Source organism: Mangrovicoccus sp. HB161399 (genome assembly GCF_013184745.1).
In the GTDB taxonomy this organism is placed as follows: domain Bacteria; phylum Pseudomonadota; class Alphaproteobacteria; order Rhodobacterales; family Rhodobacteraceae; genus Mangrovicoccus.
In genome coordinates, this window is the sequence record NZ_JAATVU010000006.1 from 1 (window position 1) to 14,164 (window position 14,164).

Below are 14,164 nucleotides of genomic sequence, written 5' to 3' on the forward strand. Positions count from 1 at the left end.
GGAGCGTTGAGCCCTTTTCCGGAAACCCGGTCCCGGGAGCCTGGCGCCCGGCAAGCCGCTCCGGCGCAACGATCCGGGCTCCGCATCCGGCCACCGGCCCGGCTGCCGCGCCCGGCCATTGTTCCCGGGCCAATGGCGGACAGGGCCGCGCTCCCCGTCGAGCGCGCCGGTTCCCCGCCTTTCCATCCGGACCCGGATCAGGCTGCGCGGCGGGCCGCGGCGGCGGCCGAGCGCGCGGAGCGTCCCGCCGCCCCGAAACCCGGCGGCGACCTGGCGCTTGAATCCGGTGCTGCGGCCTCGGTGGCGTCCGGGCAGGGGCTTTCTTCCACTGGAAGCCCGCGGAGGGCCAATTCAACCCGGCCGCCTGGCCCGCCCGCTGCGGCGCAATCCAATGATCGGAGCAGACGTGGCAAAGGTCATTTTCCCGTTTCCGGATCCGCATTTCTTGCATCAAACGTTCCGGGAGTTTTTGGGGGCATGTGACCGGAAAACGAGGGGACGCGATATATCCAGGTTCCGGCGCCGCGCGGCGCCGGGTTCAAGCCGCTCCGCTCAGCCGGCTCTTCGGTCGAGCCAGCCGAGCGCGAAGTCCAGCTTCTGGCGCACCGCGGGCGAGATCACCATCGGATAGGGGTCGGGCTGGCCGAGCGCGCGGCACATGTGGTTCAGCCCGATCCCCGCCATCTGCGCCTGGTCCAGCCGGTCCCCGCCATTCAGCGACAGGCCCAGCTCCTCGGCGCTCTGCGCGAGATCCTCCAGGTGCATCGCATGGGCGGCGGTCTCGGCCCAGTCCTCGTGCGGATGCGCCGAGGCATAGGCGCTGATATGGGTCTCGGGCCAGCCCGGGCCGGGACCGCTGTCGTAATAGGCTTCCAGCGCGTCACCGTAATCGGCGCGCTCGTCGCCCATCAGCTGGCGGAAGGCGGGCAGGAATCCGGGCTGCTCGCGGCCCAGCCGGTCATGCAGGAAATGCGCCACCTCGTGGCGGACATGCCCGATCATCGAGCGGATCGGCTCGTCGAACTCCTGCTTGCGGCGGATCGCGGTGGCGGGGTCCGCCTCCATGATGTTGAGCGTGATCAGCCCGTCCGCATGGCCCATCATCACCACCTGTCGGCGGCCCTCGATCTTCTCCGACATCAGGTGGAATTCGGGCAGCTCGGGCGCGTCCGAGACGAACCAGCCGAGCCGCATCAGCCCGTTGAAGACCCAGCGCTTGGCGGCCTCGGTCGCGGCATAGAGCTCCTGCGCGCCGGGAGCGGAGAGGTCGGGGACCACGGTCGTCGTGGCGCAGGACAGGCAGAGCGCGCCCTCTTCCGGCGCCGTCCAGGAGCAGCCGAGGCTGGCGCGGTTGGCGCAGAGCGGCCCTTGGGCTGGAACCAGGCCGCGGGCCCGCGCGTCGAAGGCGACGGCATGGCCATTGGCGCAGAAGCAGCTTTCCGGGAAGATCCGGATGCCGCAGTCGGGGCAGGGGAGGATGTCCACTTGGAGGATCTTTCGTGCTTGGAATGTATCAGGAACTGGCGGAGGGCTGGCGGCCGGACTTGACCTCGATCCGGACCTGCGCCCAGGCCAGCGCCGTGAAGACGAGCGTGCCGCCCAGGATGTTGCCGGCCAGCACCGGCAGCCACCAGGCGGCGAAGCCGTGCGCCACGCCGATGCCGCCGTCGAGCGCCACCATGGCCAGCTCCACCGAGCCGGCGATGACATGGGTGAAATCGCCCATGGCGATCATCCAGGTCATGGCGCCGATAACGAAGAACGCGCTGGCCTGCGCCTGCGGCAGCAGCCAGACCAGCGCCGCGATCAGCACGCCGGCCGGGATGCCCTTCAGGAAGGCCTCCATCGGCGCCAGCTCCACCGCATGCAGCGAGACGGCCATCGCCGCCTCGCGGATGTCCGGCGGCAGGACATGGTCCAGCGACAGGAACCAGCCCGCCACGAAGGCGCCCGCCACGTTCGAGGCCAGAACGATCGCCCAGAGCCTGAGCACGCAGCCGAGGCAGGACAGGCAGGGGCGGGCGAGAAAGGGCAGCACGGTGGTGATGGTGTTCTCGGTGAAAAGCTGCATCCGGCCGAGGATCACGATCAGGAAGCCGAGCGAATAGCCCATGTTCTCGATGATCGCCCGCCAGGGCGCATCGGGCAGGGCGGAGCGCAGCGCGGCCTCGGCGAGGACCGAGGCGGAGATCAGGATCCCCGCGGCGCAGCCCGACCAGATCAGCGCGCTGGCGCTGCGGTTCAGCTCTTCCTCGCCGTCGCGGCGCACGACCTCGTAGATCAGGCGGGGCGACAGGCTGGAGGCCTCTGAGACGCTTTCCTCCTCTTCCGAGGTGGGCAAGGCGCCATGGTCCTCCATGGCGGCGGTCTGGCGCAGGACCGGCTTCACCCTGTCGGGGCTGGCGTCGGAAGGGGCGTGTCGTGTCATGGATGCTCGTCAGGATGCTGTGTCGCCGGATGAACGCCTCCCGTGGCGGGATTGTTCCGCGACATATCCCGTTCCGCGGGAACCTGCCGCGCCGGACGCGCGTTGCCGGGCCGGAGCCACAGAGGAGAAGCCCCGCATGTCCGCGACCGCCAGGCCCGCCGCGCCGTTCCAGATGACGCGGAGGCTCAGCCCGTGACTCTGCCCCGCAACGCGCTCACCATCGCCGCCGTGATCATCGCCTCGCTGGTCGTCCTGAAGCTGACCAAGGCGATTTCCGCCCCGACAGTCCTGGCGCTGACGCTCGGGGTCATCGTCTCGCCGCTCGTGGATTTCGCCGCGCGCAACCGCATCCCCTCAGCCGCCGTGGCGCTGGCCATCACCTTCGGCACCTGCATGGCGGTCTTCGGCACCGTGCTGGTGCTCGCCCCGGCGATCGAGGACGCGGTGCGCGAGATCCCGGAGGTGGTCGATGAGGCCAAGGAGACGCTGGAGGGGCTGGTCTCGATCGGCCAGAACCTGCAGGAGATGTCGAAGGAGGTGAACGAGGCCATCGCCGCCGACGACAAGGCGACCAGCGTGCCCGCCCCGCCGCCGGATCCCGAGCAGCAGGCCGAGCTGTTCTCCTTCTGGGATGCCGTGCTCTTCGCGCCGCAGATCGCCGCCCAGGCGCTGGTCTTCCTCGCGACGCTGTTCTTCTTCATCCTGACGCGTCGGCAGATCTACGACTGGCTGGGCGACACCTTCCCGTCGAGCCGCGAGGACCTGAAGACCAAGGACCTGCTCTACTGGGCGGATACGTCGGTCTCGCGCTACTTCGTCACCATCACCGGCATCAACGCGGTGCTGGGCTGCTGCGTCGGGCTGGGCCTGTGGGCGCTCGGCGTGTCCTCGGCGCCGACCTGGGGGATGCTGGCCTTCCTGCTGAACTATCTGCTCTATCTCGGCCCGGTGCTGTTCGCCGCGTCTCTGCTGGTGGCAGGGTTCATCACCTTCGACGGCATCCTCAGCTACGCGCCGATGGCGATGTACGTGGCGATGAACTTCACCGAGGGCTATTTCGTGACGCCCTCGCTGATCGGCCAGCGGCTGATGCTGAACCCGCTGCTGATCTTCACCACGCTGACCGTCTGGCTCTGGCTCTGGGGACCGGTCGGCGGCATCGTCGCGCTGCCGGTCCTTGTCTGGGTGCTGGCGGTGTCGGGCCAGCTGAAGATCACCGAGAGCCCGCGCAAGATCCGGCTGAGGCGCCGCCGCGCGCAGGGCAAGCCGGACTACCACCCGGTCAGCAGCAAGCTGCCCTCCTGACGGCCGGGGATCCCGGCGGGCCCCCGCCGGCGCTTCTCCGGTGCCGCAAGCTGCCGGAGTCCGCGGCGGCCCGCCGCGCCGGACCTAGCCCAGTTCCATCGTCGCGATGCCGAAAAGCTCCGGCCCGGTTTCCGGGGCGGGGCCGCGATACATCCGCGCCGTCGCGAAGGTCATATCGAACCCGGCCGCGGCGAGCCGAGCGGCCAGTCCCGCCTGCGCTTCGGGCAGGTCGACGATGATCCGCCCGGCATCGAGCGAGGCGGCCGCCCCCGCGATCAGGGCCCAGGCGGCGTCTTCGTCCGGCGCGATGACCGGGCCGATCTTGCAGGCGCCGTCGCGGCAGAGGCGCGCCGTGGCGAAGCCGGCGATCCGGCCGTCCCGTTCCAGCACCGTCGTGCGGCGGCTCGCGGCCTGCATCAGCCAGGCGCCGAGGAAGCGCGGCCGGCCGACGCCGTTGGCCGCCAGGTCGAGCGCGGCCAGCTGCGGGAGGTCGCTGCCCGCGGCTGGGCGCAGGCCGCCGATCTCGCCGATCGGCGCGGGGCCCTCGTGGCGCAGGGTCGCGCCGGTCCGCACGAAGCCCGAGCGGGCGTAGTTCGCCTCCTGCGCGGCCACCCCGTCCAGCCCGACGGTGCGGCTGCCGGCATGGGCCAGCGCATGGCTCCACAGCGCGAAGCCCAGCCCGCGGCCGCGGAACTCCGGCAGGCAGAGATAGAGGCCGAGAAAGGAGTAGCTGTCGGAGTGGTTCACCACCGAGATAGCGGCGACCGGACGGCCCTCCGCCTCGGCGACGAAAAAGCCGCCGGGATCGGCGGCCCGGAAGGCCGCGGCATCCTCGGTGCCCGGGTTCCAGCCTTCGGCGGCCGCCCAGTCCATGGCCAGGGCGACCTCTTCCGCCGTTGCCGTCCGCATCATCCGTTCAGCGCCTCCTTGAGCGACTTGGGCTGGGGCGGGGCGTCCCGCAGGTCCAGCGACGTGTAGAGATCGAGCAGGTGGCTCTTCATCAGGGCCTCTGCCTCGTCGGCATCGCCGGATTCCAGTGCGCGGATCAGCGCGTCATGGGCATGGCTCTCGCAGATCGCGGCGCGGCGCTCCCAGTAGAGCGCGATGATCAGCGAGGAGCGCGACACCAGCTGCGCGATGAACTCGGCGATGGTCTCCTGCTTGGCGATCCGGGCGATCTCGTTGTGGAAGGTCCCGGACAGGTGCAGCGCGCGGCCGTCGTCGCCCGCGGCCAGCGCCTCGTGCTCGGCGGCGACATGCGCCCGCAGCGAGGCGATCTCGGCCTTGCCCGCGCGCTTCGCGGCCGAGCGCGCGGTGGTCGGCTCCAGCAGGCTGCGCGCCTCGAAGACCTCGCGCGCCTCGCGCACGCTGGGCTTCGCGACGAAGGCGCCGCGGTTGCGCTTGAGTTCCACCAGATGCTGGTGGGCGAGCTGCTGCAGCCCGGCGCGCACCACCGTGCGGCTGACCCCGAAGATGTCGCCGACCTCGTCCTCGTTGAGCTTGGTGCCCGGCGCGAGCCGGTGCTCGTGGATCGCCACTGCGAGCTTCGCGGCCACTTCGTCGCTGCCGGTCACCTGCCTTGCCACTGGCCTGTCCCTTTCCCTCGTTTCGGATAAACACTGTTCCCGGGGCGGGCCGAGGACAAGCCTGCCGGTTTCGATACAGGGCGCTTCCCGATTGTATACGAAACATGTCCAAATCGTAGGCGCCTTGCCTTCCGGAACGTCCAAAGCTTGGGCGAAACCGATGCCGTCTGGCGCCGGGGCCGGAAAAGGCTTCGTTTTGGCGCGCGGATCGTGTCGCGTAGCGCCAGACGCGGCAGACAGGGGATGGCGGCATGCGCTCGGGGCAAGATCTGGAACTGGTGCACGTGACGAAGCGCTACGGCGGCACGGTGGCGGTGCGCGACGTGAACCATGTCTTCGCCAACGGCACCTATGTCTGCCTGCTCGGCCCCTCCGGCTGCGGGAAATCGACCACGCTGCGGATGATTGCCGGGCACGAGAGCATCTCGGAAGGCTCGATCGTCCTTGACGGGCATGACGTGTCGCAGCTGGCGCCCGCCAAGCGCGGCACCGCGATGATGTTCCAGAGCTACGCGCTGTTCCCGCATCTGAGCGTGCGCGACAACGTCGCCTTCTCGCTGCGGATGAAGGGCATCGACAAGGCCGCCCGCCACAGGGCGGCGGACGAGATGCTGGCGCTTGTGGACATGACCCACCTGGCAGAACGGCTGCCCGCGCAGCTTTCGGGCGGCCAGCAGCAGCGCGTGGCGCTGGCCCGCGCGCTGGTGACCAAGCCGCGGGTGCTGCTGCTTGACGAGCCGCTCTCGGCGCTCGACCCGTTCCTGCGCATCCGCGTGCGCGCCGAGCTGAAGCGGCTGCAGCGCGAGCTGGGCATCACCTTCATCCATGTCACCCATGGCCAGGACGAGGCGCTGGCGCTGGCCGACGAGATCGTGGTGATGAACAACGCGGTGATCGAGCAGGCCGGCAATGCCCGCGACGTGTTCTCCGCGCCCAAGACCGAATTCGTGGCCCGCTTCATGGGCGGCCACAACGTGATGACCGTCGACGGCGCGCGCTATGCGCTGCGCGCCGACGAGGTCGTGCTGGGCGAGACCGGCGCGGCGGCGACCGTGCGCACGGTCGAGTACCAGGGCGCCCATGTCGCGGTCACCGCGATGATGGGCGCGGAGGAAGTTCTGGCGCTGGTGCCGGAGGGACGCTTCTTCGAGAACCCCAAGACCCCGGGGGACGCGGTGGGGCTGAGCTGGGATCCCTCCCGGCTGCACCTTCTCACCGCCTGATCCCCGGCAAGCAGAATCCAACAGGAGAGAGAGTCATCATGGCGAAAGTCGGCTATACCCGCCGTTCCATCCTCAAGACCGGCGCCGCCGCCGCGGCCGCGTCGCTGGCCGCGCCGATGGTCTGGTCGCAGGAATCCAAGAACATCGTCCTGCGCCAGTTCGGCACCGGCGTGTCGAACCTCAACGACGTGGCGCAGAAGGTGAAGGAAGACCTCGGCTTCACGCTGGAGATGACCGCGCTCGATTCCGACGCCGTCACCCAGCGCGCCGCCACCCAGCCGGGCAGCTTCGACATCGCCGACATCGAGTACTGGATCTGCAAGAAGGTCTGGCCGACCGGCAACCTGCAGGCGATGGACGTCTCGAAGATCGCCAATTACGACAAGATCGTCGGCATCTTCAAGGACGGCAAGCTAACCCCTGAATCGACCATCGCCCAGGGCACCGCGCCGCATACCGTGGGCTTCGTCGAGGGCCAGGGCTCGACCACCTTCGCGGACGAGCAGACAAACTGGATGACGCTGATCCCGACGATCTACAACGCCGACACGCTGGGCATCCGCCCCGACCTGATCGGCCGCCCGATCGAGAGCTGGACCGAACTGCTGAACCCCGAATTCAAGGGCAAGGCCTCGATTCTCGACATTTCCTCGATCGGCATCATGGACATGGCCATGGTCTGCGAGGCGATGGGCGAGGTCCAGTACGGCGACAAGGGCAACATGACCCGCGAGGAGATCGACAAGACCATCGCGATCTTCACCGAGGCCAAGCAGAACGGCCAGTTCCGCGCCTTCTGGAAGACCTTCGACGAGAGCGTCAACCTGATGGCCTCGGGCGAGGTGGTGATCCAGTCGATGTGGTCGCCGGCGATCACCGCGGTGAAGTCGCGCGGCATTCCGTGCGTCTACCAGCCGCTGAAGGAAGGCTACCGCAGCTGGGGCGGCGGCATCGGCCTGTCGTCCTCGCTGTCGGGCATGGAGCTGGACGCGGCCTATGAATACATCAACTGGTACCTCTCCGGCTGGGTCGGCGGCTACCTGATGCGCCAGGGCTACTACTCGGCGGTTCCGGAAACCTCCAAGGAGTTCATGACCGAGAACGAGTGGGGCTACTGGTTCGAGGGCAAGGAAGCCACCGACGTGATCACCTCGCCGACCGGCGACACGCTGGCCCAGGCCGGCGAAGTGCGCGACGGCGGCAGCTTCTACGAGCGGATGGGCCATGTGGCCTGCTGGAACTCCGTCATGGACGAGAACCAGTACATGGTCCGCAAGTGGAACGAGTTCATCGCCAGCTGATCCGCGCGTCCGGACGCGATCCAGCGGACGCCCGCGCTGCGGGCGGCACCATGCCCCCGCCCGCAGCCTCCGGCAGCGGGCGGGTCTCGGGGGCCGCGCGGCCCCCTCGGGCGCCCTTGCGGGCGCGCGCCCCAACCACGCCGAAGCCGCGGGAGACCCGATGCAGATCCTGAAGAACCGCCATGTCACGGGCTGGCTGCAGGCCGCGCCGCTGACGCTGATCCTGCTGGGATTCCTCGTCCTGCCGATCATAACGATCGTGATCGTCAGCTTCTGGCGGGCGACCGAATTCTCGATCATCCCGGCCTTCTCCTTCGAGAACTACGAGTTCCTGTTCGGCTCGGCGGTGACCTGGAAGGTGTTCATGGCGACCTTCCGCTATGCCTTCATCACCTGGGTCTTCACCCTGTCGATCGGCTTCACCGTCGCCTATTACCTGGCCTTCCACATCCGGTCCCAGCCGGTGCAGATCGCGCTGTTCCTGCTGTGCACCATCCCGTTCTGGACCTCGAACATCATCCGGATGATCTCGTGGATCCCGTTCCTCGGCCGCAACGGCATCGCCAACCAGACGCTGATCAGCTGGGGGGTGGTCGACCAGCCGGTGGAATGGCTGCTCTATTCAGATTTCTCGGTGATCCTGGCCTTCGTGCATCTCTACACGCTGTTCATGGTGGTGCCGATCTTCAACACGATGATGCGCATCGACCGCTCGCTGATCGAGGCTGCCTACGACAACGGCGCCAGCGGATGGCAGACCCTGGTCCATGTCATCCTGCCGCTGTGCAAGCCCGGCATCATGATCGGCACGATCTTCGTGGTCACGCTGGTGATGGGCGACTTCATCACCGTGCGCTTCATGTCCGGATCGCAGCGCGCAAATGTCGGCCGTCTGATCTCCAACGACATCTCGCTGCTGCAATATCCCTCGGCCGCGGCCACGGCGGTGGTGCTTCTGTGCACGGTGCTGATCACCATCGCGATCCTGCTGCGCTTCGTCGACATCCGCAAGGAGCTGTGAGAAATGGAAAAGCGCACCCCCGGATTCTGGGTCCTCACGGCGTTCTTCGCGCTCTTCATGCTGTTCCTCTACGGGCCGACCATCACCATCGGCATCCTCAGCTTCCAGGGCGAGGGCGGCGGCCTGACCTTCCCGATGCGCGGCTTCTCGCTGCACTGGTTCAGGGACCTGTTCCAGGAGCAGGCGGTGGGCGACATCTGGGGCGCGTTCCGCCGGTCCTTCGCGCTCGGCCTGATGGTCATGGTCACCACCGTCACCGTCTCGGTGATGGGCGGCCTGGCCTTCCGCAAGCGCTTTGCCGGGTCGGGGATGCTGTTCTACCTGATCATCGCCTCGCTGGTGATCCCCTCGATCCTGATCTCGCTGGGCGTCGGGCTGATCTTCAACCAGTTCGGGCTGAAGATCCACTGGGCGACCTCGGGCTTCGGCTCGCAGCTGACCTGGACGCTGCCCTTCGGCCTGCTGATCATGTTCGCGGTGTTCAACCGCTTCGACAAGTCCTACGAGGAGGCCGCGCGCGACCAGGGCGCCAGCGCCTGGCAGACCATCGCCCATGTCGTCCTGCCGATCATCGCGCCCTCGCTGATCGGGGTGGGGCTGTTCGGCTTCACGCTGAGCTACGACGAATTCGCCCGGACGCTGCTGACCGCGGGCAGCTACAACACGCTGCCGCTGGAAATCTACGGCATGACCACCAACGTGACCACGCCGGTGATCTACGCGCTCGGCACGCTGACCACGATCTTCTCCTTCCTGATCATCGGGGCGTTCATCCTGACGGTCTGGATCATGGGCAAGCGGCGGGCGCGGCTGGGCTCGGATGCGGGGAAGGGCGTCTGAGGTGCGCATCCTCTACATCAACCCGAATTCCACCGCGGCGATGACCGACTCGATGGTTGCCGTGGCGCAGTCAGAGATCCCGGGGCACGAGGTGCTGGGATGGACCAATGCCGACGGGCCGCCCGCCATCCAGGGACCCGAGGACGGCGCCGTGGTGGTGCCGCAGCTGCTCGCGCTGCTGCCGGCCGCGGCCGAGACGGGGGCGGACGCGATCGTGATCGGCTGCTTCGACGATACCGGGCTCGACGAGATGCGCGCGGCGGCGCATTGCCCGGTGCTGGGCGTCGGCCAGGCGGCCTATCACATGGCGGCGCTGCGGGCCGGCCGGTTCGCGGTGGTGACGACGCTGGCGGTCTCGGTGCCGGTGATCGAGGGCAACATCCGGGACCAGGGCTTCGGCGCGGCCTGCCTCGGCGTGATCGCCAGCGGCATCCCGGTGCTCGAGGTCGAGGACGGCAGCGCGGAGGTGCTGGAGCGTCTGGCGGATTGCGCGCGCGGCGCGGGCGCGCCTGCGGTGGTGCTGGGCTGTGCCGGGATGGCGCAGCACAAGGCGGCGCTGGAGTCCCTGTCCGGGGTTCCGCTGGTCGACGGCGTCGCCGCGTCGGCGCGGCTGGCCTTGGCGCTGGCCGGCTGACGGTTCAGCCGTCTTCGGCGAAGCGCGCCGCCATGCGTTCCGCGAGCCCGTCCTCCGCGCCGGAGGCGAAGCAGGCGATCGTTGCCGGACGGGCCGCATCCGGAAAATGGTAGACGGCGCAGGTCGAGAACGGACCGCCGCCGGAATGGCCGAGCGCCCGGCCTGCGGCGCCCATCTCGCCGCCCATCAGCCCCAGCCCGTAGCCGTGCGCTGTCCAGGGCCGCCCGGGAATGGCACCGCCGAGCGGACGGATCCGCATCATCCGCGCCAGTGCGTCCGGCGGAGCCAGCCGTCCGGCGAAGAGCCCGTCCATCAGCCGGGCGGCATCCGCGGCGGTGCCGGAGAGGCAGCCGTGATAGACCCAGCCGGGATGGTAGGACGGCTGCCCGCCGGGGGCGAGCCCGGCCATGTCCTGCCGCGTCCGGGCCAGGCGGAGGCTGCCGAGGCCGAGCGGCCGGGCGATCTCCTCCGCCGCAAGCTGCCCGAGGTCTCGATCCGCGGCGCGCTCGACCTGCCGCCGCGCCAGCATGTAGCCGACGTTGGAATAGGCCCAGCCCGTGCCCGGCGCGAAAAGCGGCCCTCGCGCCCCGGTCCGCGCCAGCAGCTCGCCTTCCGGCCACGGGTCCCCGCCGGCCGCCACTGCCGCGTGGTATTCCGGCAGCGCGCCGTAATCGGCCAGCCCCGAGGTGTTGGCCAGAAGCTGCGCCAAGGTGAAGGCGTGGCCCTGCAGCGGCGCGTCGAGGTCCAGCCGTCCCCGTTCCGCCAGCCGCAGCGCCAGAACCGCGATCACGGTCTTCGTCACGCTCCACCAGGAATGCCGCGCCTCCGGATTGCCCGAGAGAGTCCCGGTCCGTCCGTCCCGGATCCGGACGGCGGCGGTCACGCCGCGGCGATCAGCGCCTCAAGCTCTGCCATCGAGCCCAGCTTGCGCGCGCCTTCGGGGGCCTCGATCTCGCTATAGGGCACGATCAGCACCTGCATCCCGGCGGCCAGGCCGGCCTGCGCGCCGGTGCCCGAATCCTCCATCACGACGGCATCCGCCGGAGCGATGCCCAGAAGATGCGCGGCGCGCAGGTAGATCTCGGGATCGGGCTTGCCCCTGACCACGTCGTTGCGGCTGACCGTGACCATGCCCGGCGAGATCAGGCCCATATGGCCCAGATTGGCCTCGACGATGATCCGGTCGGAATTCGACGCCACCGCCTGTTTCAGCCCGGCCGCCTCTGCCGCCTGCCAGGCCTCGACTGCGCCCGGCATCGCCTTCAGGATGTCGACGCCCTTCATGTAGTGGCCGTACTTGATGCGGATCCACTCGGGGAAGGGCAGGGACAGGCCGGATTCGGCGCAGAGCCACTCATAGACCGCGTCCGCCGCCATCCCGAGCACCTTGTCGTGCATGTGCGGGTCCGGCTCGATGCCCAGCGATTTCAGCGCTTCGGCCAGCGCATGCTCGTGCAGGGGCTCGCTGTCGATCAGCGTGCCGTCCATGTCCCAAAGAAGCGCCTTCATGCCCGTGATCTCCCGGTGCTCGATACCATGCCCAGCAAAGCCGAAGACGGGAGCGAAGGGAATGCGGCCATTGATGCGCGCGGATTTCGCGGTGCACGCCGCAATGCGCTGCGCTAACATCCGCCGGAGCAAGATCGAGGACCCCTGACGATGACCGATGCCGCCGCCGACCGCGCCTTCCTGACCCGCCTGTTCGAGGCCGCCGTGGCCGCAGCAGATCCGGTGCAGGTGCTGCCGCGCCACCTGCCGCAGAAGCCTGCCGGAAAGACGGTGGTGATCGGCGCGGGCAAGGGCGCGGCGCAGCTCGCCGCCGCCTTCGAGGCGGCCTGGGACGGCCCGCTGGAAGGCGTGGTGGTGACCCGCTACGGCTATGCCGTGCCCTGCGAGCGGATCCGCGTCATGGAGGCCGCGCATCCGGTGCCCGATGCGGCCGGGCTGGCCGCGTCCGAGGCTCTGTTCGCCGCGGTCGAGGGCCTGACCGAGGACGACCTGGTGGTGGCGCTGGTCTGCGGCGGCGGCTCTGCGCTGCTGCCCGCCCCGGCCGGGGACCTTTCGCTGGAGGACGAGGCGGCGCTGAACCAGGCGCTGCTGGCCTCCGGCGCGCCGATCTCGGCGATGAACGCGATCCGCAAGCATCTGAGCCGGATCAAGGGCGGGCGGCTGGCCGCGGCGGCGCATCCTGCCAAGGTCGTCTCGCTGGTGGTCTCCGACGTGCCGGGCGACGATCCGGCCCAGGTCGCCTCCGGTCCGACCGTGCCCGACCGGGTGAGCCTGGCCGACGCGCTGGCCCATGTCGCGCGCCACCGGATCGCGCTGCCGCCGAAGGTCTCGGCGGCGCTGGAGGCGGCAGAAGAGGCGCCGCGCCCGGAGGATCCGGTCTTCGCCCGCAACGAGGTGCGGGTGATCGCCTCGGCGGAGCTGTCGCTGCAGGCGGCCAAGGATGCCGCGGAGGCCGAGGGGCTGCCCGCGGTGATCCTGTCGGACGCGCTGGAAGGCGAGGCGCGCGAGGCCGGCCGGTTCCATGCCGCGCTGGCGGCGCATGTCGCGCAGTCGGGCGAGCCCTTCGGCGCGCCGGTGGTGATCCTCTCGGGCGGCGAGACCACGGTGACGCTGCGCGGCGCGCCGGGCAAGGGCGGGCGCAACACCGAGTTCCTGCTGTCGGCGGCGCTCGATCTCGACGGGGTGGAGGGCGTCACCGCGCTGTCCGCCGACACCGACGGCATCGACGGCTCGGAGGACAATGCCGGCGCCTTCGCCGATGGCGGCACGCTGGCGCGGATGCGTGCCGCCGGGGCAGATCCGGCGGCGCATCTGACGGGACATGACGCCTGGAGCGCCTTCGCCGCCTCGGGCGATCTCTTCGTGCCGGGGCCGACCGGCACCAACGTGAACGACTTCCGCGCCTTCCTCGTGCGCGCCCGGGGCTGAGCCATGGCGCCCGTTCTGGCGCTCGGGGCCTTCGGCCCGGCGCATCTGCCCGCTGCCCTGGCGCTGTCCGAAGCCGAGGGCTGGCCGCACCGCGCCGCGGACTGGGAGCTGGCGCTGGGTCTGTCCGAAGGCGTGGCCGCGCTGGCGGAGGGCCGCCTGGTCGGCTGCGGGCTGCTGACCCGCTTCGGCACGGCCGGGCGGGTCTCGATGATCCTGGTCGACCGGCGCCACCGCGGCCGCGGCATCGGCCGGGCGATCCTGGGGGCGCTGGCCGACTTGGCCGGGGACCTGCCGCTGGGACTCTGTGCCACGCCGGCCGGGGCGCCGCTCTATGCGCGCTTCGGGTTCCGCGCGGCGGGGCAGGTCGGGCAATGGCAGGGCATCGCGCAGCCGCGGCCTGCTGCCGTGGTCCGGGGCCTTCCGGCGCAGGCGGCGGCGCTGGACCGCGCGGCGACAGGGACGGACCGGCAGGGGCTTCTGGCGGCGCTTGCGGAACGGGGGCAGTTCCTGGCCGCGCCCGGGGGCTATGCCGTCCTGCGCAGCTTCGGCCGCGGCCGGATGCTGGGACCGGTGGTCGCCGGCGGGCGCGATGCGGCGGTGTCGCTGCTGCGGCAGGGCGCGGCGCTGTCGGCGGGCGGCTTCCTGCGGGTGGACGTGCCGGAGCATTGCGGGCTGGAGGACGAACTCGCCGCTGCCGGGCTGCGCTGCGCGGGCACCGGCCTGGCCATGGCACGCGGTGCCGTGCCGCCCGCGGAAGGGCTCTGGGGGCTCGCCTCGCAGGGCTTCGGCTGAGTTTGGGATGCCATGCGCCGGCTGCAATCCGGCTTGGCCAATCCGGCATTGGTGTTTTCAAACTGCGGAACTTATGTGCAATCCGAAAGCAGGAATG

At 69.9% G+C, this 14,164-nt stretch carries 14 protein-coding genes; 8 read left to right on the top strand and 6 right to left on the bottom strand.

Annotated elements, in window-relative coordinates; translation table 11 throughout:
• Window positions 1–552 precede the first annotated feature (552 nt).
• Both HCC78_RS04470 and HCC78_RS04475 read right to left on the bottom strand, forming a co-directional pair.
• Window positions 553–1,485 carry a putative zinc-binding metallopeptidase gene (locus HCC78_RS04470; protein ID WP_172327544.1) on the bottom strand — a complete coding sequence of 311 codons (933 nt, stop codon included), beginning with the start codon at window positions 1,483–1,485 and terminating at the stop codon, window positions 553–555.
• Between the two features lie 28 nt (window positions 1,486–1,513).
• Entirely contained in the window at window positions 1,514–2,428 is a 915-nt protein-coding gene (locus HCC78_RS04475; RefSeq protein WP_371743775.1) for a formate/nitrite transporter family protein, read from the bottom strand.
• A gap of 192 nt (window positions 2,429–2,620) precedes the next feature.
• On the opposite strand from HCC78_RS04475, the gene HCC78_RS04480 reads away from it, so the two are divergent.
• Window positions 2,621–3,733: an AI-2E family transporter gene (locus tag HCC78_RS04480; RefSeq protein WP_172327545.1), complete on the top strand. Its 1,113-nt coding sequence runs from the start codon at window positions 2,621–2,623 to the stop codon at window positions 3,731–3,733.
• 84 nt (window positions 3,734–3,817) lie between these two features.
• Here HCC78_RS04480 and HCC78_RS04485 read toward each other — a convergent pair whose 3' ends face one another.
• Together HCC78_RS04485 and HCC78_RS04490 are read right to left on the bottom strand one after the other, a co-directional pair.
• Entirely contained in the window at window positions 3,818–4,645 is an 828-nt protein-coding gene (locus HCC78_RS04485) for a GNAT family N-acetyltransferase (protein WP_172327546.1), read from the bottom strand.
• Window positions 4,642–5,319, bottom strand: a complete 678-nt coding sequence (locus HCC78_RS04490) for an FCD domain-containing protein (RefSeq protein ID WP_172327547.1) — start codon at window positions 5,317–5,319, stop codon at window positions 4,642–4,644. The genes HCC78_RS04485 and HCC78_RS04490 overlap by 4 nt, the downstream gene beginning before the upstream one ends.
• 251 nt (window positions 5,320–5,570) lie before the next feature.
• Between HCC78_RS04490 and HCC78_RS04495 the strand changes: the two genes are divergently transcribed.
• From HCC78_RS04495 to HCC78_RS04515, 5 genes are all read left to right on the top strand, one after another.
• On the top strand, window positions 5,571–6,542 hold the full coding sequence (locus HCC78_RS04495) for an ABC transporter ATP-binding protein (protein WP_172327548.1): 972 nt from the start codon (window positions 5,571–5,573) through the stop codon (window positions 6,540–6,542).
• Between the two features lie 38 nt (window positions 6,543–6,580).
• Complete coding sequence (locus HCC78_RS04500; RefSeq protein WP_172327549.1) at window positions 6,581–7,843, top strand: PotD/PotF family extracellular solute-binding protein; 1,263 nt, start codon at window positions 6,581–6,583, stop codon at window positions 7,841–7,843.
• Window positions 7,844–8,003: 160 nt separating this feature from the next.
• A complete protein-coding gene (locus HCC78_RS04505) occupies window positions 8,004–8,864 on the top strand; it encodes an ABC transporter permease (RefSeq protein WP_172327550.1) in 861 nt (286 codons plus the stop codon).
• Window positions 8,865–8,867: 3 nt separating this feature from the next.
• Complete coding sequence (locus HCC78_RS04510; RefSeq protein ID WP_172327551.1) at window positions 8,868–9,704, top strand: ABC transporter permease; 837 nt, start codon at window positions 8,868–8,870, stop codon at window positions 9,702–9,704.
• 1 nt (window position 9,705) lies between these two features.
• Complete coding sequence (locus HCC78_RS04515; protein WP_172327552.1) at window positions 9,706–10,338, top strand: aspartate/glutamate racemase family protein; 633 nt, start codon at window positions 9,706–9,708, stop codon at window positions 10,336–10,338.
• Window positions 10,339–10,342: 4 nt separating this feature from the next.
• On the opposite strand, the gene HCC78_RS04520 is transcribed toward HCC78_RS04515, so the two are convergent.
• Both HCC78_RS04520 and HCC78_RS04525 read right to left on the bottom strand, forming a co-directional pair.
• Window positions 10,343–11,221, bottom strand: coding sequence for a serine hydrolase (locus tag HCC78_RS04520; protein WP_172327553.1), 879 nt, complete (start codon window positions 11,219–11,221; stop codon window positions 10,343–10,345).
• Window positions 11,218–11,847 carry an HAD family phosphatase gene (locus HCC78_RS04525; RefSeq protein ID WP_172327554.1) on the bottom strand — a complete coding sequence of 210 codons (630 nt, stop codon included), beginning with the start codon at window positions 11,845–11,847 and terminating at the stop codon, window positions 11,218–11,220. The genes HCC78_RS04520 and HCC78_RS04525 overlap by 4 nt, the downstream gene beginning before the upstream one ends.
• A gap of 150 nt (window positions 11,848–11,997) precedes the next feature.
• Between HCC78_RS04525 and HCC78_RS04530 the strand changes: the two genes are divergently transcribed.
• Both HCC78_RS04530 and HCC78_RS04535 read left to right on the top strand, forming a co-directional pair.
• A complete protein-coding gene (locus HCC78_RS04530) occupies window positions 11,998–13,275 on the top strand; it encodes a glycerate kinase (protein WP_172327555.1) in 1,278 nt (425 codons plus the stop codon).
• A gap of 3 nt (window positions 13,276–13,278) precedes the next feature.
• On the top strand, window positions 13,279–14,067 hold the full coding sequence (locus HCC78_RS04535) for a GNAT family N-acetyltransferase (RefSeq protein ID WP_172327556.1): 789 nt from the start codon (window positions 13,279–13,281) through the stop codon (window positions 14,065–14,067).
• The last annotated feature ends 97 nt before the right edge of the window (window positions 14,068–14,164 follow it).